This window comes from Arthrobacter sp. H5, assembly GCF_000520595.1.
GTDB lineage: Bacteria > Actinomycetota > Actinomycetes > Actinomycetales > Micrococcaceae > Arthrobacter_D.
In genome coordinates, this window is record NZ_KI915001.1 from 28,146 (window position 1) to 46,506 (window position 18,361).

The 18,361-nt window shown below is 62.4% G+C and carries 22 protein-coding genes and 4 pseudogenes; 8 read left to right on the forward strand and 18 right to left on the reverse strand.

Annotated elements, in window-relative coordinates:
- Together Y708_RS29270 and Y708_RS31115 are read left to right on the forward strand one after the other, a co-directional pair.
- Positions 1-215: pseudogene (locus Y708_RS29270) on the forward strand (IS110 family transposase); the annotation flags it as partial.
- Between the two features lie 188 nt (positions 216-403).
- Positions 404-627: pseudogene (locus Y708_RS31115) on the forward strand (IS3 family transposase); the annotation flags it as partial.
- Between the two features lie 119 nt (positions 628-746).
- On the opposite strand, the gene Y708_RS27590 reads toward Y708_RS31115, so the two are convergent.
- The 6 genes from Y708_RS27590 to Y708_RS0113870 form a co-directional block, all read right to left on the reverse strand.
- Positions 747-1,004, reverse strand: a complete 258-nt coding sequence (locus Y708_RS27590) for a hypothetical protein (protein WP_051479002.1) — start codon at positions 1,002-1,004, stop codon at positions 747-749.
- Complete coding sequence (locus Y708_RS25125; protein ID WP_051479003.1) at positions 1,001-1,762, reverse strand: HoxN/HupN/NixA family nickel/cobalt transporter; 762 nt, start codon at positions 1,760-1,762, stop codon at positions 1,001-1,003. The genes Y708_RS27590 and Y708_RS25125 overlap by 4 nt, the downstream gene beginning before the upstream one ends.
- A gap of 167 nt (positions 1,763-1,929) precedes the next feature.
- On the reverse strand, positions 1,930-3,285 hold the full coding sequence (locus Y708_RS0113855; protein WP_028280394.1) for an MBL fold metallo-hydrolase: 1,356 nt from the start codon (positions 3,283-3,285) through the stop codon (positions 1,930-1,932).
- Between the two features lie 65 nt (positions 3,286-3,350).
- On the reverse strand, positions 3,351-3,647 hold the full coding sequence (locus Y708_RS0113860) for a rhodanese-like domain-containing protein (protein WP_028280395.1): 297 nt from the start codon (positions 3,645-3,647) through the stop codon (positions 3,351-3,353).
- A gap of 37 nt (positions 3,648-3,684) precedes the next feature.
- Positions 3,685-4,452, reverse strand: coding sequence for a sulfite exporter TauE/SafE family protein (locus Y708_RS0113865; protein ID WP_028280396.1), 768 nt, complete (start codon positions 4,450-4,452; stop codon positions 3,685-3,687).
- Complete coding sequence (locus tag Y708_RS0113870; RefSeq protein ID WP_028280397.1) at positions 4,449-5,075, reverse strand: rhodanese-like domain-containing protein; 627 nt, start codon at positions 5,073-5,075, stop codon at positions 4,449-4,451. The genes Y708_RS0113865 and Y708_RS0113870 overlap by 4 nt, the downstream gene beginning before the upstream one ends.
- A 129-nt stretch (positions 5,076-5,204) precedes the next feature.
- Between Y708_RS0113870 and Y708_RS0113875 the strand changes: the two genes are divergently transcribed.
- The 4 genes from Y708_RS0113875 (at position 5,205) to Y708_RS0113895 (ending at position 8,224) form a co-directional block, all read left to right on the forward strand.
- Positions 5,205-5,462 (forward strand): metal-sensitive transcriptional regulator, encoded by a 258-nt coding sequence (locus Y708_RS0113875; RefSeq protein WP_026548632.1) that lies wholly within the window; start codon positions 5,205-5,207, stop codon positions 5,460-5,462.
- 50 nt (positions 5,463-5,512) lie between these two features.
- Positions 5,513-5,923 (forward strand): DUF302 domain-containing protein, encoded by a 411-nt coding sequence (locus Y708_RS0113880; RefSeq protein WP_028280398.1) that lies wholly within the window; start codon positions 5,513-5,515, stop codon positions 5,921-5,923.
- A 532-nt stretch (positions 5,924-6,455) separates the two neighbouring features.
- Complete coding sequence (locus Y708_RS0113890; protein ID WP_028280399.1) at positions 6,456-6,722, forward strand: SHOCT domain-containing protein; 267 nt, start codon at positions 6,456-6,458, stop codon at positions 6,720-6,722.
- Positions 6,719-8,224 carry a multicopper oxidase family protein gene (locus Y708_RS0113895; protein ID WP_028280400.1) on the forward strand — a complete coding sequence of 502 codons (1,506 nt, stop codon included), beginning with the start codon at positions 6,719-6,721 and terminating at the stop codon, positions 8,222-8,224. The genes Y708_RS0113890 and Y708_RS0113895 overlap by 4 nt, the downstream gene beginning before the upstream one ends.
- Before the next feature lie 399 nt (positions 8,225-8,623).
- On the opposite strand, the gene Y708_RS0113900 is transcribed toward Y708_RS0113895, so the two are convergent.
- The 5 genes and pseudogenes from Y708_RS0113900 to Y708_RS0113920 form a co-directional block, all read right to left on the reverse strand.
- On the reverse strand, positions 8,624-9,127 hold the full coding sequence (locus Y708_RS0113900; protein ID WP_155853874.1) for a hypothetical protein: 504 nt from the start codon (positions 9,125-9,127) through the stop codon (positions 8,624-8,626).
- A 255-nt stretch (positions 9,128-9,382) separates the two neighbouring features.
- Positions 9,383-9,963 (reverse strand): annotated as a pseudogene (locus Y708_RS25130) (recombinase family protein).
- 105 nt (positions 9,964-10,068) lie between these two features.
- Positions 10,069-10,623: a Fic/DOC family protein gene (locus Y708_RS25135; protein ID WP_216699797.1), complete on the reverse strand. Its 555-nt coding sequence runs from the start codon at positions 10,621-10,623 to the stop codon at positions 10,069-10,071.
- A 201-nt stretch (positions 10,624-10,824) separates the two neighbouring features.
- Positions 10,825-11,034, reverse strand: coding sequence for an antitoxin VbhA family protein (locus Y708_RS25140; RefSeq protein WP_035776376.1), 210 nt, complete (start codon positions 11,032-11,034; stop codon positions 10,825-10,827).
- A 205-nt stretch (positions 11,035-11,239) separates the two neighbouring features.
- Entirely contained in the window at positions 11,240-11,938 is a 699-nt protein-coding gene (locus tag Y708_RS0113920; protein ID WP_162150477.1) for a M48 family metalloprotease, read from the reverse strand.
- Between the two features lie 224 nt (positions 11,939-12,162).
- On the opposite strand from Y708_RS0113920, the gene Y708_RS0113925 reads away from it, so the two are divergent.
- Positions 12,163-13,785 (forward strand): RHS repeat domain-containing protein, encoded by a 1,623-nt coding sequence (locus Y708_RS0113925; protein ID WP_028280403.1) that lies wholly within the window; start codon positions 12,163-12,165, stop codon positions 13,783-13,785.
- On the opposite strand, the gene Y708_RS25145 is transcribed toward Y708_RS0113925, so the two are convergent.
- The 7 genes and pseudogenes from Y708_RS25145 to Y708_RS25160 all read right to left on the reverse strand — a co-directional run bounded on the left by Y708_RS25145 (position 13,702) and on the right by Y708_RS25160 (position 17,555).
- The gene (locus tag Y708_RS25145; protein WP_035776378.1) at positions 13,702-14,547 is read right to left on the reverse strand and encodes an SDR family oxidoreductase; all 846 of its coding nucleotides are present in this window, start codon (positions 14,545-14,547) and stop codon (positions 13,702-13,704) included. The two genes, Y708_RS0113925 and Y708_RS25145, sit on opposite strands and share 84 nt — an antisense overlap.
- Positions 14,544-14,792 (reverse strand): hypothetical protein, encoded by a 249-nt coding sequence (locus tag Y708_RS0113940; protein ID WP_028280404.1) that lies wholly within the window; start codon positions 14,790-14,792, stop codon positions 14,544-14,546. The genes Y708_RS25145 and Y708_RS0113940 overlap by 4 nt, the downstream gene beginning before the upstream one ends.
- 151 nt (positions 14,793-14,943) lie before the next feature.
- Entirely contained in the window at positions 14,944-15,753 is an 810-nt protein-coding gene (locus Y708_RS0113945) for an urease accessory protein UreD (RefSeq protein WP_162150478.1), read from the reverse strand.
- Positions 15,704-16,126, reverse strand: a pseudogene (locus tag Y708_RS25150) (GTP-binding protein); the annotation flags it as partial. The gene Y708_RS0113945 and the pseudogene Y708_RS25150, both read right to left, overlap by 50 nt.
- Before the next feature lie 174 nt (positions 16,127-16,300).
- Positions 16,301-16,573 carry an acyltransferase gene (locus Y708_RS31530; protein ID WP_343212975.1) on the reverse strand — a complete coding sequence of 91 codons (273 nt, stop codon included), beginning with the start codon at positions 16,571-16,573 and terminating at the stop codon, positions 16,301-16,303.
- Positions 16,574-16,690: 117 nt separating this feature from the next.
- On the reverse strand, positions 16,691-16,870 hold the full coding sequence (locus Y708_RS31535; protein ID WP_343212976.1) for a hypothetical protein: 180 nt from the start codon (positions 16,868-16,870) through the stop codon (positions 16,691-16,693).
- Positions 16,830-17,555: a hypothetical protein gene (locus Y708_RS25160; protein ID WP_051441540.1), complete on the reverse strand. Its 726-nt coding sequence runs from the start codon at positions 17,553-17,555 to the stop codon at positions 16,830-16,832. The genes Y708_RS31535 and Y708_RS25160 overlap by 41 nt, the downstream gene beginning before the upstream one ends.
- Before the next feature lie 453 nt (positions 17,556-18,008).
- Between Y708_RS25160 and Y708_RS0113965 the strand changes: the two genes are divergently transcribed.
- Positions 18,009-18,361: IS110 family transposase (locus tag Y708_RS0113965; RefSeq protein WP_028280406.1), on the forward strand; the 353-nt coding region annotated here is incomplete at its 3' end.

Genomic DNA, 18,361 nt, shown 5'->3' on the forward strand with positions numbered 1-18,361 from the left:
TAACGGCACGCCGCGGGAAACCTAAAGCCCTCGTCGCACTCGAACATTCAATTCTCACCGCGGTTTGGAACATGCTCGCGAACGGTGAATGCTACAACGACCCCGGGACGGACCACTTCACCCGACTCGACCCCGCCAAGACCAGGAACAACGCCATCCGACAACTCAAGAACCTCGGCTACGACGTCACCCTCATCCCGCCCACCGCAGCGTAGTCACCTTTATTTTCGTATTAGGGATTTCGGACGGTGGGACCTCTTAAACTGGGGTTTCTACTTATAGTGAGATCTGCAGTATGTCTGCATCGCGTCGCCGGTTTAGCCAGGAGTTCAAGGACAAACTGGCCCGGAAGTTATCGATACGTCCAAGCCCGTCGTGGAGGTCGCCAAGGCCTACGGGGTGGGGCAGCGTCTATACCTCGGCCGGTTTTAGGGCCTTAGTGACCGGCCTGGCCATGCGTTCCGCGATGGTCCGCACCGGAGTGTGCTAGGACTTTCATTCTGGCCGAGAGCACTGAAGAACGAGAGTGTCTACCGGACCGTTTATGCCACCAAAGCCTAAGCCAAAAAGGATGTCATCCGCTACATCGAGGGGTTCTACAACAGCCGCCGCCAAACCTGTCACAGCCATCCTCTGTTCCGCGCGGAGGTACCATCGTGGACTGGGGCTGGGTGGTGTTTCCGTTGGTACCCAGTGGGTCCTGTATGGTTCGCCCCTGGTCATCACTGTTAGTTCTTGGTTCCTCCTCAAAGGGTCGCAGCTGATTGGTTAGGCTCGAAAGGTCTTTGTCGGGCTCTGATGATTCTTTTTTCCAGCAGGGCCGTGAAGAAAGTGAGGGTGAAGAACAGGATGAGGGCCACGCCAAGGAAGTTGGTGTTGGTGATGGCGTGAAGTAATCCGGTGGGATTTCCTGCGATTTCGGCCAGTACGGTGAGCAGGCCTGTTCCTCCGATGAGGAAGGCGACGCTGACGGACACTGCGGTGACGACGAGGTTGTAGATCACTTTCCTTCGGGGTCGGCGGACGCCCAGTGGTAGATACGGCTCATCATGATGCCGTCGGCGCTGTCGAAGAGTGTCATTCCTGCGGTGAAGAGGATGGGTAGGACCATCACCGAGTACCAGGGCAGGCCTGGGGCGAGGGACCCGGTGAGGACGAAGATGCTGATGGATGCTGCGGTGTCCAGTCCGAGCCCGAAAAGGATCCCGATCGGATACATTCTTGCGGGCCGGTCGACGAGCCGGGACAAGGGCTGGAGTAACCGGTGGAGGACACCGCGGTGATCGAGGTGGTGCTGAAGGTCGGCATCGTTGAGGGGGCTGGTGTGCAGGGTGCGACGGATCCGTTGGAGGTTCAGCAGCGATGGCAGACTCAGGGCTCCGACAGCAAGGAGGAACAGGCCCGAGATGGTTGCCCCCCAGATTCCTGCGGCGGAGCGTAGGCCGGATTGTTCATCGGACAGACCGGCGGCAAAGGTCTCCAGCCCCAATGCGAGCATCAGCACGGAGATCATCACGACGCTGGAATGACCCAACGCGAACCAGAACCCTGTGGAGGCCGTCGGGCGGCCCTCGGCGAGCAGTTTTCTGGTGGCGTTGTCGATCGCGGCGATATGGTCCGGATCGAAGGCATGCCGGATGCCCAGCGCGTAGGCACTGATCGCGAGGGCCAGTAGTGCCGCGGTGTTGCCGCCGTGCTGGTCCTGTGCGGGCAGGACCAGCCCCAGCAGCGCACCCCAACCGAGGAGATGCAGTCCGGTCACCGCAGCCCCGACGGTGAGCAGGCTCCGGCGTTCAGCGGGTCGCAGTTGGTCCGGTCAGGAGGTTCCCACACTGATTCTTTTTCCGATTGGGTTCTCTCGTGCGAAGTTTTTGGGCGGGCAGATGTGCACTGACCGCCCAAAACAGGTTGGTGTATCGTGCGGGTGGGTCAGGATTTCAGCGGGACGCTTGCTTTTCCGGCTTGGCCGAACATGGCGTCGATGTGGACGACGTCCTTGTCGGCGCGTTGCAGCAGGCTGGCGCCGACGCCGGAGCGGTAGCCCGATCCGCAGTGGATCCAGAGCTTGCCCGTGGGGATCTCTTCCATGCGGGTGAGTAGTTCGTGCAGGGGGATATTTACGGCTCCCGGGATGTGGGAGGAGGTGTATTCATCGGTGCGCCGGACATCGAGGATGGTCTCGTTGTCGGGACGCTGGGTGAGCATTTCTTCCCAGCCGACGCGCGGGTAGGAGACCATGGCGGTGTCGGGGGCGAACTTCCGAGGGTCTGTGCCGAGGGCGGCGTCGGGGGAATCGATGCCGATACGGGAGAGGTCGCGGATGGCGTTCTCGACGTCGTCGTGCTCTCCGACGAGGGTGAGTTTTTTGTCCCAGGGCAGGACCCAGCCCAGGAAGGTGGTGAAGCTTGAGCCGTCGCCGTATTCGAAGCTCACTGATCCCTGCAGGTGGTTGCTGGCGTAGGCCACCCTGTTGCGAAGATCCACCACCCATTCGCCGTCCTCAAGCCGGCGCGAGAGTTCGGTGGGTTCCAACGAGTTCGGGACGGACAGCTCGGCGGGGCCGGGACCTCGCGTGTTGGCGGGTCCCATGTGGGCGTAGTACGAGGGGTACGCGGTGAGGTTCGCGATGAGTTCGCGCACGAAGTGCTCTTCATCCGGATCGGTGAGTGCGTGGTTGGTGGAGAGCTGCACACCGACCGTGGATTCCCCGGCGCCGGTGGCCGGGCCTGAGGAACAGAACGATCCGAAGCCGTGGGTGGGATACAGGGCCGCTTCGTGAGCGGCTTCCTCTACCAGGCGGCGAACGGAGGCGTATTGGTCGTGGGTGAGTGCAACGGTGTCATCGGCGCCGACCAGGTCGGTGCGTCCCACGGACCCGTAGAGAAGGCTGCCGCCGGAGAAGACCGCCTGCTCGCCGGTTTCGGACGTGACGATGTACGACAGGTGGGTGTGGGTGTGGCCGGGGGTCGCCACCGCCTTCAGGAGGAAACCTCCGATCTGGATGGTTTCGCCGTCGTTGATCGGGGTGCGCTCATAGGTCACGGGATCGGCGGCGTTCACGAGATACACCGCGCCGAGCTGGTTGGCGAAGGCCAGGCCGCCGGTGACGTAGTCGTTGTGGATGTGGGTCTCGGCGATGTGCGTGATCCGCACCCCGGCTTCAGCCGCGGTCTTCTCCACCCGGTCCGTGTCCCGTTGCGGGTCGATGACCAGTGCCACCTCGCCGTCGTGGATCAGGTAGCTGCGGTCCCCGAGCTGGGGGGTCTCGATGATGATGACGTCCATGGTTTTCTCCTTAGGTGTTCAACGGTCAGGTGCAATGCCCGGGAATCGAACTCCCGGGCTGTTTCTCAAATTGTTGGCAGTCCGGCGCGCTGCCAGGCGATCATGCCGCCCGTCATGGTGGACGCGGTGAATCCGGCTTGGTTCAGTGCGTCCGCGACGGTGGCGCTGCGGTTACCGCTGCGGCAGACCGCGACCACAGGGACGGTGGGGTCCAGTTCGTGCAACCGCGCATGCAGGTCGCCCATGGGGATGTGCACGGCGCCGGAAATCAGGCCCTGGGCTACCTCGGATTCTTCACGGACGTCGAGGATCCGGTGGGCGCCACGACAGGCGTCGGTTTCTGCAACGGTGATTTCGGACATCGGGTTCTCCTTCAAAATGGTTTTGTTTGGACAGGTGTCAGGCGGTGAGCAGACCGGAGATGGTGGTGATCAGCACCCAGGTAGCAACGACGAAGACGAGCACGGCAAACGCGGTGCGTACGTGCTGGTCCTTGAGCCTGTCGGCGAATCGTCCGGCCACCAGGGATCCGAGGATGGCTGGGATGGCGAAGGACAGGACGATCGGCCAGTCGATGGTGAACCCGCTCAGGTGGGCACTGAATCCTGCCGCGGAGTTGATGACGATGATGGCCAGGGATGTGCCGACGGCCTGCTTCATGCGCAGTCCAAGGAGTAGGGTCAGGGCGGGAGTGATGAGGAATCCGCCGCCGACGCCAAGGAGCCCGGTCAGGAAGCCGACGGCCAGCCCGACACCGACAGCCTTGGGGGCGCACGCACGCCATGCCGTGTTCCCTGTGGTGCAGGACCCGCCGGTTTCGCTGGTGGTGCCCAGCATGCGGATGCTGGCGATCACCATGATGACGGCGAAGGCGAGCATCAGCACTTCAGGATTCAGGAACCGCCCGGCAGCCGCGCCGGCCCACGCGGTGGGAATACCGGCTGCGCCGACGATCAACGCGACCGGCCAGTTGATGCTTCCCCGCAACCTGGGGATGAGCGCCGCCAGTGAGGATGCGCCGACCACCAGCAACGAGGTGGGAATAGCCTCGGTGGTGCTCAGCCCCACCCCGTAGACCAGGGCAGGGACGGCAATAATTGATCCTCCGCCCCCGACCACACCCAGCACGATCCCGACGACGAGCCCCAGGATCAGTGCCGGAATCACGACGCCCGTGATTTTTCGGCGAGAGCGTTCCTGGTCGGTAGTTGCAGGATGGCCGCTTCGCGAGTGGGTTCCTCGGCAACCTTGTTCCATGGCATGGCCGAGAGTGCTTTGCCCATCGCGCAGGTGTTGGTCGCCGCGGAGAACGTCAGACCGGTGCCGATAGCGCCGGCCAGCAGGCGGAGCCTGGGGGAAACGAATCTGCCGCCGGCCAGTCCGAGGACGACGGCGGAGCCTGCCACGAGGCGGACCTGACGCTCAAGATCCCAGCGGGCCTGCCCGCGAACGACATCGCCGCCGACGGCGGCGAAACCAGGTACCCCGCCAGTGAGGACATATGCCGTGCCGATGCCGGCTCCCGCCAGGCGCTGGCGGGCCTGTTCGGAACGCACGCCGGACTGGCAGACCAGCACGACGCGGCTACCCAGACGTGCAGCAAGTTCATCGGTGTGCTCCGAAAGCAACGGCAGCGGCACGTTGTAGGAACCACGGATATGCAGAGTCTCGAACTCCGCGGCGGAGCGTACATCGAGAACGGTCAGGTCCTCGTGCTGGGTGATCCAGGACCGCAGGTCCTCGGGATCAAGGGAAGTTACGGCAGGTGCAGACAGAATGGGGGACGCCATGGGGGTCCTTTCAAGACAGACGCGGGAAATCCAACGACGAAAAACGAGTCTGCCACATACCCCCGGGGGTACGCAACCACACCCTGGGGGGTATACTGGGACGAACGTTTATCTATTGGGAGATCTCGCATGAAACTCGATTCGACAGAACTGACCCCGGTGATCAATCGGCTCAAGCGTGCGCAGGGGCAGCTGACCGCTGTGACCCGCATGCTCGAGGAAGGACGCGACTGCAAGGACATCGTCACTCAACTCGCCGCCGTCTCCAAGGCACTGGACCGGGCAGGATTTGCCATCATCGCCACAGGACTTGAGCAGTGCATCGCCCGCGAAGACACCACTATGGATAAGAAAGAGCTCGAGAAGCTTTTCCTCTCCCTGGCCTGAGTAGCAAAGCCTGAAAGCCAGCAGCAACAACCATCTGAAGGAGTGCTCGCATGTCATACACCCATAAAGTTGTCCTACCACTTGGATACGACGAGGCGGTGGAGCAGACCCGCGCCGCCCTCTCCGTCCAGGGCTTCGGAATCCTCTCCGAAATCGACGTGCGGGCCACTTTTGAAAAGAAACTCGGGGCAGAGGCTGCCCAGGAGTTGGGCGACTACCTCATCCTCGGGGCCTGCAATCCGCAACTGGCCAGCCGGGCCCTCGCCGCTGAACCTGGGCTGGGCGCGCTGCTGCCGTGCAACGTCGTTGTGCGCAGAGGAACCGATGCAACCCAAACCACAGTCGAGACCATCGATCCGCAAACCATGGTCCAACTCACCGATATCCAGGCAGTGCGGGAAGTCGCCGACGACGCAGACACCCGCCTCCAGGCAGCATTGGCAAGCCTCGCCACACCCTGACTCCCGCCCTTTGAGGGAAATGACCGCCACGGAGGACGCCGGCAACGTGGTCCCGACACTGAGGGGGCGGCCGCGACCTTCAAGAAGCGCCGAGCTTTGTCAGCCACGTAGCGCTGTCAGAACAACGTCAAATACCCCTGCAATCCACACCAGCAATTCCGCGAGTTTCAACTGTTCGCATGGAGTGCTGAAGCGCGTCCTGGTGGAGGACCGGCTTGCGGACACGCGTCTCCGGCTCAGCCAAGGAGCTTCACCGCAACAAAGGCCAACTGCCCCACCCCAATAGTGGTGCTGATCCACGTGATCGCCTTTTTCGCCCTGGCCTGGATCATCACCACCGCAGCACGCACGGCCAAACCCGCAGCCGCTCTCGTCCGGACCTCCGGAGAAGATCAGCGGTGAGGCCCCTGCCGGCTACCCCCTGTTGACACCCCTGGAGGCCACTGATCAAGACTGGCCGGAGAACATATGGCAAGAAACACGTGTCTACTAGAGATCTGACCACGTACAACAAGAGATGAGGAGCACGACCATGATGAACGGCAGCGGTATGGGCGGTATGGGATTAATGTGGATCTTCGGGTTACTGATGCTCGTGGGTGTGATCGTGCTGATAGTCGTGCTGGTGAAGGCCTTCTCCGGCAGATCCCAGAACACGGCCGGCCCCGACAACAGCCGTGGCCCGGGCACTGGTCCCGGCCGTGGGCGGGAAATCCTCGAAGAACGCTACGCCCGCGGGGAGCTGAGCACCGAGGAATACCGGGAGCGGTTGAGGACCCTGGAAGAGGACAGCCATTGAGCCCACTGACCCGGCGCCAGTTGCTGGCACTGGGTGCGGTAGGGGCCGGTGCCACAGCCGCTGGCGGGGCAGGGCTGTGGTGGACAACCAGCAGTAGTCGTGGATACGTGGGCGGGCAGGACCTGATCGAACCCCGGGTGCTGTCCAGCCGAGACCGCGTACTGGCACTGGACCTGGAAGCCACACCGACACGGATCCAGGTCGGAGGGCGTGAGGCCTCCGTGCAGACTTTCAACGGGTCCCTGCCTGGCCCGACGCTGCGCGTAGCACCCGGGGACACGATCCGGGTGGCGATGACCAACCGGCTCGAGGCCCCGACGAACCTGCACGTGCACGGCCTGCACGTCTCCCCCGAGGGCAACGGCGACAACCCGTTCCTGAGCATCGCCCCGGGAGAGTCCTTCGACTACGAGTTCGTCCTACCCAAAGACCACCCACCGGGCACCTACTGGTACCACCCCCACCGCCACGGCCACGCCGCCGACCAGGTCGCCGCCGGTCTCTACGGGGCGATCATCGTCGAGGATACCGAGCCGGTGCCGGTGGCCCGGGAGCGGACCATGGTGGTCTCCGATCTGTCCCTGGATGCTTCAGGGAACCTGGCCGAGGTCGACCAGATGCAACAGATGATGGGCAGGGAAGGCGAAGTCCTGCTCGTCAACGGCCAGGTCCGCCCGCAACTCACCGCCGCACCCGGGGAACGCGAACGGTGGCGAATCGTCAACGCCTGCCCCTCCCGCTACCTACGGTTGCAACTGGAAGGCCAACAGGTCCGGTTGCTCAGCCGCGACCTCGGACGCCTGCCAGTCCCCGAGGAGATCACCGAAGTGCTCCTCGCTCCCGGCAACCGTGTGGAGTTACTCATCGAGACCACCGAGGGCTCCGCAGTGCTGGTTGCCGCCCCGGTAGGCCGCGGCGGCATGGATTCGATGATGGGCGGCGGGATGATGGGTGACAACAGCCCCGGCAACGACGACGCGACCGAGCTGTTCACCCTCGAGGTGGCAGGCGATGCGGCCCAAACCCCGCGACCAGTCCCCGCCGGCCCCGCGCTGCGGGACCTGCGCGCAGAACCGGTCGCCGGACGCAAGACCCTGGACTTCGCGATGGGCATGGCCGGCAGCATGGGCGGTGACGGTGCCACGATGGGTGGTATGGGTAGCGGGGAGAACAGCATGATGGCGTTTACCATCAACGGCCAGGAATTCGATCCAGAACGAACCGACGCCCCGGTCACGGCCGGCACCGTGGAGGAATGGACCCTGATCAACTCCAGTCCCATGGATCACCCCGTGCACCTGCACGTGTGGCCCATGCAGATCATCGACGACGGCGACCACGACGTCTCCGAACCGAGGTGGCAGGACGTCGTCAACGTCCCGGCCCGCGGACAGGTGCAAGTCCTCATCGCCTTCGAAGACTTCCCCGGACGCACCGTCTACCACTGCCACATCCTCGACCACGAAGACCAAGGCATGATGGGCACCGTCGAAGCCCGCTGAGGCTAGGCCACCGGAGGGCGATGCCGCTGCCCGGACCTCAGTGCCCGACAGCTGCGCCCGGCGGGACATCGGACCTCAAGCAACGATCCCGTCCACATGGGGGACGCATCACGAGGATCGCACCAGCTGCGCTGCTCTGTCGGCCATTACCAGCGCTGGGTGTGCTGGGGATCGAGCCGCCAAAAAATGGCCGGTTGAAGTCCACCCGGAAGGCGGACCGTAGAGACGTCCCGGCAACCTGCATGCCGCCGACGGCTAGCAGGAATCCGGCATCGACGAGTATTGCGTTCTGCGTGACCATGGGCTTGATGCCACAGTCCGAGGGACGTCTGGGTCGACTCGTGCATACCGTTCGCGGGGCAGGGCGTAAACGAGCCGGGACGGATCACCGCGAAGGAATCAGCGGATGTGGAAGCCCGCCTGGGTCACGGGTACCGTTTCAGCCCTGCCACCCCCACAGTTGGCGGCTCCGGTACCGATCTGGGGGAGCGAGAAGTTCTGCGCACCTTCCGTGTCGAGGGTGAAGGCCACCATCTTGCCGTCCAGGACAACACCGGCGGCCGTCTCGCCCTTGGTGATGGTTCCGCTGACTTCAGTCCGGCCGTCGTTGAACTCCAGGCACGTCAACCGGGCAGTGAAGTGGGATAGTCCTGACGGGCTGTTGTGTGTGAAGGACAGGCGTCCGGCGGCCACACCGTCGCTGCCGAGTTTGCCTTCCACCGACAGCCTACGCTGGTCCTCCGGTAGGGAGCTCACGGCTGCCCCATTGATGCGATGAACCTCGCTGGCGCTGGTGCTCGAGTTGGTGCGGGGGGTTCCGTTCGCGTCCGCGAAAGCCGGACTCGGAGCGAGCAACGCCAAAACGGCGAGGCTCATTGGGGCGAGCAACGTTCGTAGCCGCACGATAGTCTCCTGACGAGGATAGATGACAAATAAGTTACCCACCCTACCCACGCGACAGATCGAGGTTCTGTAATCCAGCACACTGACGCCGACCCACCCACACCACTGCCAGCGCTATGTGGCGGGTCCAGCTCAGTGCTTTTCTATGGCCGCGGTGACCGCCTTCGCGGGTGTTCGGCAAGAGTGGCGCGTAAAAACCTTGATCGCGGGCTACGCGCCCGTTCCGGTCGTCCGTGGTGTCACCTTCGGTCCTCGTCAGAGCACGTCGTTGTTTCCCATGCTCAGGTACCGGTACACGGTGGCACGGCTGGCTCCGATGATCTTCCCGATATCGGCCGGAGCGAGCCCCTGGGCTTTCAGGTTCTGGGCTCGCCGGACCTGAGCGTCGGCGGCGGTGACTTCCCGTCGGCCGGCCTTCCGCCCGTGTTCGGCTGCCGCGGCCATGCCGGCCCTGGTTCGCTCGGCCAGCTGGTCGCTTTCGAGCTGGGCGAACGCGGACATCACGGTCAGCATCGCCCTGCCCATCGAACCCGTGGTGCTGATGCCTTCCGTGACGCTGCGGAAGTGCACCCCCCGGTGTTCGAGATCATCGATGAGGGCCAGCAGGTTCCGGGTGTTGCGCCCCAACCTGTCCAGCTTCCAGACCACGACCTCGTCGCCTCCCGAAGGTGGTCGAGCATCTTGTCCAGTTCAGGCCGGCTGGCCCTCGTCCCACTGACACCGTGATCTGTGAAGATCCGGTTGCAACCCGCGGCCGCCAGCGCCGCCTGCTGCAGATCCGCGTTCTGATCCAGGGTGCTGACCCTGGCGTAGCCAATGATGTTACCCAAGCTCATACCCCTGCTCGGTTGGTGCGCGGTAGTTGGATGACGGTTTTGAGACCGGCCCGTAAGTCTCGCCCTGTTCTGTTCCCATCGGCTGGGTTCCCAGGTGGTCGCGGGTCAACCGGTTCTCCAGCGCACGCAGCCCGCCGTCGCGGTGCTTACGCTCTCGGCCACTAAGCGTTCTGTGCTGATCGCTTCGCTGAGAACGCTAGCCAGACGACCCGTGCTGGCTGTTGCCTGGTTATGGAACCGGGCCAGCACAAATTCATCCCTGAGACGCTGCCCCGGTTCGAATTTTGTGGTGTCCAGGAGATAGCCGGCGTCCGAAGCCAGCTGTTCAAAGAAGATGAACTGTGTCCGGGTGTTGCCCTCGCGGAAAGCGTGGATGGTGTTCAGCTCGCCCCAGTGTTCCGCCAGGCGCTCCACGAATTGTTCCGGCCCCAGCCCTTGGAGGTGCTGTTCCTTGGCCAGAGCGGCGTACTGGTGTTCCACCGCTTCCGTGATCTGAGGTCCGGCGTAATAGCCATAAGCGACAACCGGTGCCTGGGGATCACCTGGTGCGAAGTTCAGCACGTCGGGGCCTTCTTTGGTCATCCTGTTATCGGGGCCGACGCGCTGCTGCCCTGCCCAATCGTAAACATCCTGGAACAGATAGCCGTGGATGGATTTCATGTGCCCATAATCGAAGCGAGGCTCCACCGGGCTGATTCTCAATTCCACCGCGCGCAGCCACATTCCACCGCGCGCAGCCACGTGAACCGCTCTTCCATGTCCCTCAGCTGTACGGGGTCCTGGATCCCGAGCTTGTTCTTTAAGACAGTTGTACCTGGGATGAAATAGTCATCCCAGGTACGGATTCGCTGTGCCATTTGATCAGCGCCGGGGCGGGTAACGGTCCTTCGTCAGCTGCACAGCCTGATCACCCGTTATCTCTCCGCGGGCAATCCGCCAGCCCAGCTCGCGGGTACCTAAATCCTTCACCTGATGACCGGCCACACCAAGCGCCGCATCAGCAAAACTAAGGTCACTCTCAACCTCGGATTCTGTACGCTGCACCGCTCGTGGTTTCACTTTGATAGCCACACCAGCATCCTCTCTCGCGGAAGTCCTGCTTTCTATTCTATCAAGTTATCCGAAAACCCTCTATGAGGCGTTTCGGGCAGTTAGGGTTTCGGGCAGTACTTGTGGGCAGATTTTTTCCGGCGTGGCGAGGACCGAGAACTACCCGTCCGAATACGGTCGTTTCCGTACAGAAGCACCCGAGCAAGCACCACTGCCAGCCGCGTCTTCAGGCATCGCTAAATCCAGTGGTCCGGAAATCAGCGTTCTGCCTACGCATAGCTTCCATGCGTACATTTTGCGGTGGGTGCATCGCAAACAGTTTGATGAGCGCCCGAGAGAATAGTCCCAACGTGGCCCGCTGCCCACGCTCGCGTTCCACGAGAGCATTCCACTGCTCGGCACCTTCAACATCGCCAAGAAAATCTACTGCGAAGCGATCCGCCCGCCGCTCATCGGCACGCATGACCGCGCACACCCCAGCGATGCACGAAACAAAAGCTATGATCAGCGCAGCTACTATCCCCAACCATGGTCCCGTCCGGTCGTTATAAGCAAAATATGCTCCGAAACCTACTGCCCCGAGGGCCCCACTTCCAAAAAGTAGCGCCAGCACCCCCACAGCCCACTTCTGCGGGTAAAAAGTATTGCCGCTGACGACATGCCCTACCTCATGGGCCAACAAAAATGTCAAAGCCTTTGGCGGGTAATCCCTGACCACACGCAAGGGCACATTAATGATGGGTTGACCCCGCCTGAACTGCACTCCAGCAGTGAAGTCATTGTTGCCCTGCAACGCCTCGACAATCTGCACCTCTGGCATAGGAGCGCCCGTCACCGCACATACTCGGTGCACCTCGCTAGTAATCAAAGAAAGGGCTTCTAACGCCTCATCACCAGTTACTAGTTGCCGAGAACCCCACTTCACGAATAAACCTTCCTACTCACCAGCCATGATTACCTTCACCTAAAAACAACCACGACACAACCGGACACGAGAAACGAAACACACAAGTCGGCGTGTTGACCTTCCTGCCTCGTCTCACCCCTCGGCGTCTCTGAATTCATCGTTTCCGCGACGCGCCGGGGATTCAGCTCGCTACCAGGGCGCGCCTGGTAGCTGCCCGCGTGGGTCCGGCGATAATTGGGTGCATGACCTTTGATCCAAGCGAGCTTCCAGAAGAGAACCGCGAAGAGATTCTCGCTCAAGCTGAAGTTACCTCCGCCGCTTGGAAGTTCCTTAATTCTTTTTACGGCGGGGATCTTATCTCGGCATGGGAGGTCACACACCCCATTTTTCGACTCTGTCTGTCCCAGTGGTGGACTGATGCAAACCGCAGAAGTTTACAAAACAACAGTAGTGCCCCTTACCAGGTCAAGTGCTCCACCGACGCCCAGGGCAACAAGACCAGTGCCTCCTACGACACGGCAGGGAATCTGCTGGGCACCACGAACCTCACCACAAACACGAAGAACCTCACCTACAAGCGCGAGGTATCCAACAGGTCTGTGTGCGGTGCGTTCGCGGGCATGGTGTGCACGTCGACGGACGAGAACGGCAAAACCACTTCTTACACCTACGACGCGGATGGCAACCTCACCAGTGTCATCCCGCCGGCGCCCTTGGGCAAGACAACCTACACGTACGACAACATGAGTCGCCCGATCACAAACGTGAACCCGGCAGGAACTGAACGGAATTTCTCCTACACTTCCGATGACCGTCTCTTCGCCACTACCTATAACGGCGATCTCGCCGGGAACCACATCTCCCACAATCGTGACTACGACGGCATGGGCTTCTCCTACGACGCCCTCGACCGGGCATACCCCAACGATCTCGGATCTTCGGGCAACGGCTTGAGAATCAGAGACGACATCTACGGGGACCCACTCTCGCAGAGTGTCAGTCACAACGGCGAAATCCTCTTCATGGATGCAACGTCCGACACTCGTGGGAACCTTACGAAGACGAACATCCGGTCATCCGGCTCGATAACGTTCAGTGCGCTCGACACGTTCTTCGACTACGACGCGGGGAACCAGATGCTGCGCAGCAGCACCAGCGACACCGCGACCTGCACCACCGGCACCACGATCGCCGCGAATACCGATTGCCTTGCCTTCAACTACGACGGACGCGGCCGCGTCGACGTCAAAGCGTTCCCCGGCGGCACCAAGCAGACCACCGCCTTTGACGCTTCCGACCGCCCGACCCGTATCACCGTGAAGAACGCCGCCGGCACTGCCCTCTACGACGTGTCCTACAACTACAAGGGAACAGACGGACTCGACAAAACACTGCTGCAGTCCAAGACCTCCCACACCGAGGAAGGCATCACCGCAGGAGCCATCACCACATACACCTATGACTCGAAGAACCGCCTCACAGCGGCCACGGAAAAAGCAGGGACCACTACCACCGCGTCCTGGGCGTACAAGTACGACAACGCCGGCAACCGCACCAGCGTCACCTACGCAGGTGAATCCGCTGCAAAAGAACGCCGACTTTCTCGGCATGAGCCTGGAAGAGTACCTGGACCAGATGCAGGATCAGTGAAATGCGATGATGCCCGGATGCCTTCCTGCGCACTGGCGCCACCATCGGCGGCTGGTCGAGGCAACCCTGTGATCCTGGTGCACAGCCCGCCCTCGATAGTGGGCGCGTCTCCGCATTCTCATCCAGTCGAATCACCGGTGACGGGCACCCTGCCCGGCCAGCACTGCCCGGTAGCCTTCCCGGAAAGTGGGATAGGCAAACTCAAAGCCCGTTGACCGAAGCAGGTCGCTGCGGCAGCGCTTGCCTGTGGCACGCTCGCCTGAACCGGGCCCCCGTGGCGGGTGCGGCAGGCCGAGTTGATCCGCGAGGAAGCTCAACACATCGCCCATAGCCGCCGGCTCGTGGTCCGCACCCAAGTACACCGGCGCAGGCTCATCCACGGCGGTGGCAAGGTGCACAATGGCAGCGGCAGCGTCATCACGGTGAATGCGGTTGGTCCACTGCTTCCCAGCCGGTAGCGTTTCGGTTTCCCTGCGGGCCTTCTCGATCAGCCGTGTACGGCCCGGGCCGTAGATGCCGGACAACCTAAGCACGGTTGCGTGCGGCAGCCGGGCATGGAGTAACTGCTCTGTTTCGCGGAGCACCCCGCCCGTCAATGTAGCCGGTTCTGCCGGCGTCGATTCGTCAACCCAGCCGCCGTCGTCGTTCCCGTACACAGCCGTGGAGGACACAAACACAACGCGGCGGGGCCGCACGCCGTCTCGTTCCAACGCGCCCAGGACGTTGGCCGTGCCGCCCAGATAGGCATCCCGGTAAGCCGTTTCCGTGCGCCCATCCGCGGCAAGAGCAATGACCACGACGTCGGTTCGGCCGGGAATCGGGGGAAGTGAAAGGGTGACGTCAACGGCGACTCCCTCGATGGCCGGTGGGAGCACTCCGGGGGAGCGGCGCCATCCCACCACACGATGCCCGAGTGCGGCGAACCGCAGCCCGGCCTCCGTCCCCAGATCCCCGCAACCGGCAATCAGTACGGTCACTTTTCGGAGCCGCTACCGATCTCGCCGTTCACCACGGCATCTGCGTACTTGCTGAGATCGGGCCCGGGCTTGAAGTCGACAAATTGCGGCTGGAGCTTCTCAAACAGGAACTTGTACACGGCATCCCGGTTGCTGTCAGAGTGCGACGATGCCGCTTCCCGAACTGCCTCCTGCAGCGCATGGTCGGCGTCGGCCAGTATTTTTCCGCGGGCTTCTTCGTTCCACTTCACGTCGCTGAGTTCCATCAGTAATCCTCCACAATTGGGTTGCCTGACATTGCCTACTCCGAACCTCACACTACGGCGAGGGCACGTCACTGAACAAGGACACTAAACAAGGGCACTGAACAAGGACGCTGAACAAGGACGCTGAACAAGGACGCCGGCTCAAACTGAATCAGCGGCCCGCCCGCATCAGTTCCGTTCGCCACGCGCCAAAGGCCTTGTCCGTCGCGGAGACGGCCGTGTGGGCAGAGTCCGCCATGGAGCGGGCAACCGCGCCGGGCGAGGCGAGAGTCAGCAGCATGGCTTCGGCGGGAAGCTCCGGGGAAGGCCGCCAGCCCGCTGCTGTGACGCTTGCCAGTACCTTGGAACTTCCCATGACCCCAACAGATCCGCGAAGGTGGCCTGTCAGGTCGAGGTCCTCCACCAGCAGGTCACCGGCCCCACCGCGGAGCCGGGTGACGCTGCGCAGGTCGCCGCCCACCTCACCGCTGCGGCCCAGCACCAGGCACTCCCGGAGCAATACGCGGGAGTTCCTGTTCAAGAGCACTTCGGTGCGGCGGACCACGTTGGAGCCATGCCCCGCGACAAAGGTTGCTCCATCCCAGATCAGCGTGCCGCCGTCGTGCACCGTCGCTTGGAGCGCCCAGGAGGATTCCACGCCGTCGGCGTTGTACGCCACCAGTCCGGCAGGTTCCACAATCTCGAGCGTGACCCCGGCACCGACCTCCACCTCGATGCATACGTGATCCCCGCCGAGCAGCATCATGCCGGTACCAATCAGGGCAACCCGCAGGCGGTGAGCGTCGGACCCGGTGGTCCCGTGCACCGGGCGCGGGGCCAGAAAGTCGCCCTGGTCCAGCCGGGAGAACCGTGCCCGGCCGTTAACCAGGCCAACCGAAATGCGCGCGGGCCTGCCAGCAAGTGCGCCCAACCTAGTGGGCGTGCGCGGCGGCGCCACTCTCGCCGTCATGCGTGTGTTCATAGCCGCCGTCCTCATCGGCGTGGAAATACGGGGCCATGGGACCGGGATCCTGCGGCACATGTTCGCCGGAGAGGTGATAGTTCACCATCCGGCGCACCCAGTCCGCGAGCTGGTCCACCGTGGCCGGAACCTTCCGGGACAGCGCCAGGACCGGCGCTCCGTCGCGGGCAACATCCCCGCCGCCGGCAACGTCCAGCACAAAGATCTGGGCGTCCACCAGAGCGGGGGAGAAGGTTGCCGTGAGGTTGTCGCCGCCGCTTTCCACCAGCACCAGATCCAGCGGTGCGAAGTCCGCTTCGAGGTCTTCGACAGCAAGGAGGTTGGTGGGGACATCGTCGCGGATGGCGGTGTGCGGGCAGGCGCCGGTTTCCATAGGTTGCGGGTCTCTCGGCCGGCATTGAGCTCCAGAGTGCCGTCGCCGGGGCCGATTTCTCCGGGGTCAAGGGCACTTTGGCTTCGCTGCTCATGAGATGGGATCCGTAATGGTGACCAGTTTACGGCCGTCCGGGAACTTTCATCGTGGATATGCCAGCGTGGATAGGCCCGCTCAGTCGGTCAGTGAGCGCACCACCCGTGCTGGCGAGCCCACAACAACAGTGTTCTCTGGGACGTCCTTTGTCACCACAGCCGCCGCTGCCACAACAGCGTTATCCCCGATGATCACGCCCGGCAAAACGGTTACGTTGGACCCGATCCACACGTTGTGGCCGATGACAATAGGACTCGGATGCATATCTGCGCGTTTGCTAGGGGCGAGGTCGTGGTTGAGCGTGGCCATCACCGTGTTGTGTCCGATGAGGCTGTCGTCTCCGATGGCCACTGCGCCCTGACCCTGAAAGGTGCACCCGGCATTGATAAAAATCCGTTTCCCGAGGGTGATGTTTTTCCCGAAGTCAGAGTACAGCGGTGGGAAGACCGTGACAGATTCGTCGACGGGTTAACCGGTCAGCTGAGACAACAGTTGCCGCACCTGCGCCGGTTCGTGATAACCACCATTAAGCTCGCTGGTGATGCGCAGGGCATCCTGGCTTACTCTGTGCATCACCTCATGCAACGGTGAGTCCCCGGTGATGGTCTTACCGGCATTCAGCGCGTCGAGGAGATCGTTGAGTTCCATGATTCCTCTTGGAGAACTCGATGTGGATGTGTTCGAGGTGGGCGCGCGGGATGACCGCGGTGATAAAGACCCCGCGCCCAAGCTCTGCGCCGACGCCGTAGACAAACGGATCGGTGTCGATTTCAGCGCCGGGGATTTCACGGCCATCAATGCGCATGGCGATTGCATGATGCACGGATCGCTCATCGACCCTCGGCCTCGGTGTCTCCCATGGCTTGCCCCTATGACCGCTCGCTTCCCGGTACCTGTTCATCAGGACATGGTTGACGTGATCGACAAGCTCCTGCGGCAACGATACGCGCGTGGGCTCGTCCCGGTGCCATGTGGTCCGCACAGCCTCCCACAGCATCGGATACTTCATACGCTCCACTTGCTCGATCAACCACGGCGGCCGTGGCCAGGGCGGTTCCGTCTCGAGTGACGTTCTCATCGCCTCGTCGAGCTCTGCCAGGTTCACCGGATCGGAGCGGTCCGAAGGGTTGCGCCACAGGGTGTACGTAACACTGGCCGACATCTTGCTGTAACCGGCGGAATCTTCGGTGTAAACGGTGCCGATCGCGTCGGTGTCTTCCGCCGCGGGCTGCGGCGCCAACCCGATCATGGGGACAGGCATGAGCTTCAAGAGCTCAGCCTGCTCTATCCGGGGATCCGGCGCATCCTCGTGAGGAACTCCTGCGAATCTCATCGTCCGATTGTGAACGCACCATATTCCACGCGCAAGCGGGCGTGAACACCGCTTGATCAGACCTACGAAGGCGGAAGCTAGACAAGATCCCAGCCGATACGGTCAAACTCGCCAACCCGGAAGGTACGCATGGAGCAAAACTGCATCCTGCGCGCTTAGCCGCTAGCGCCCCAGCGCCGCTGGCGCGCCGTGGTGGTCGAAAATTTGGTCCTGTGTCTCCGGTGACTCTGGCGTGGATTTCGTTTCGGGGAGAGGATGGTGGTGTCTGTCGTGGTCGACGCCGTTTCTTCCTTGGTGCTGCGGGTGAGCCTGTCCGCTAGCGTGGTGCGAGGGACTCCCACGGGAACCGTGGATTGTCGCCGTTGAGCACGAGTGTTAGATTCCTGCTATATCTCCCTGTCCCTCCCGCGGCAGACACTTCACTGATCACTATGAGGTGTAAGGAGAGTCATTATGGATATTGTGCACGACCGTGCGGTCGGGATCGATATCTCCAAACGCGACGCGAAGGTGTGCGTGCGTATACCCGGTCAGCGTGCGGGAACGTTTACCTCCACAGTCACGACCTGGGGTGCCACCACCGGGCAGATACTTGAACTGCGTGCTTTCCTTGAAGGTGAGCAGGTCACGACGGTGGTGATGGAGGCGACCAGCGATTACTGGAAGCCGTTCTATTATCTGATGGAAGAAACGCTGCCGGTGATGCTGGTCAACGCCAAGATGGCAAGGAATATCCCCGGCCGTAAGACCGATGTCTCCGATGCGGGATGGCTCGCCCAGCTGGGTGCATATGGGTTGTTGCGGGC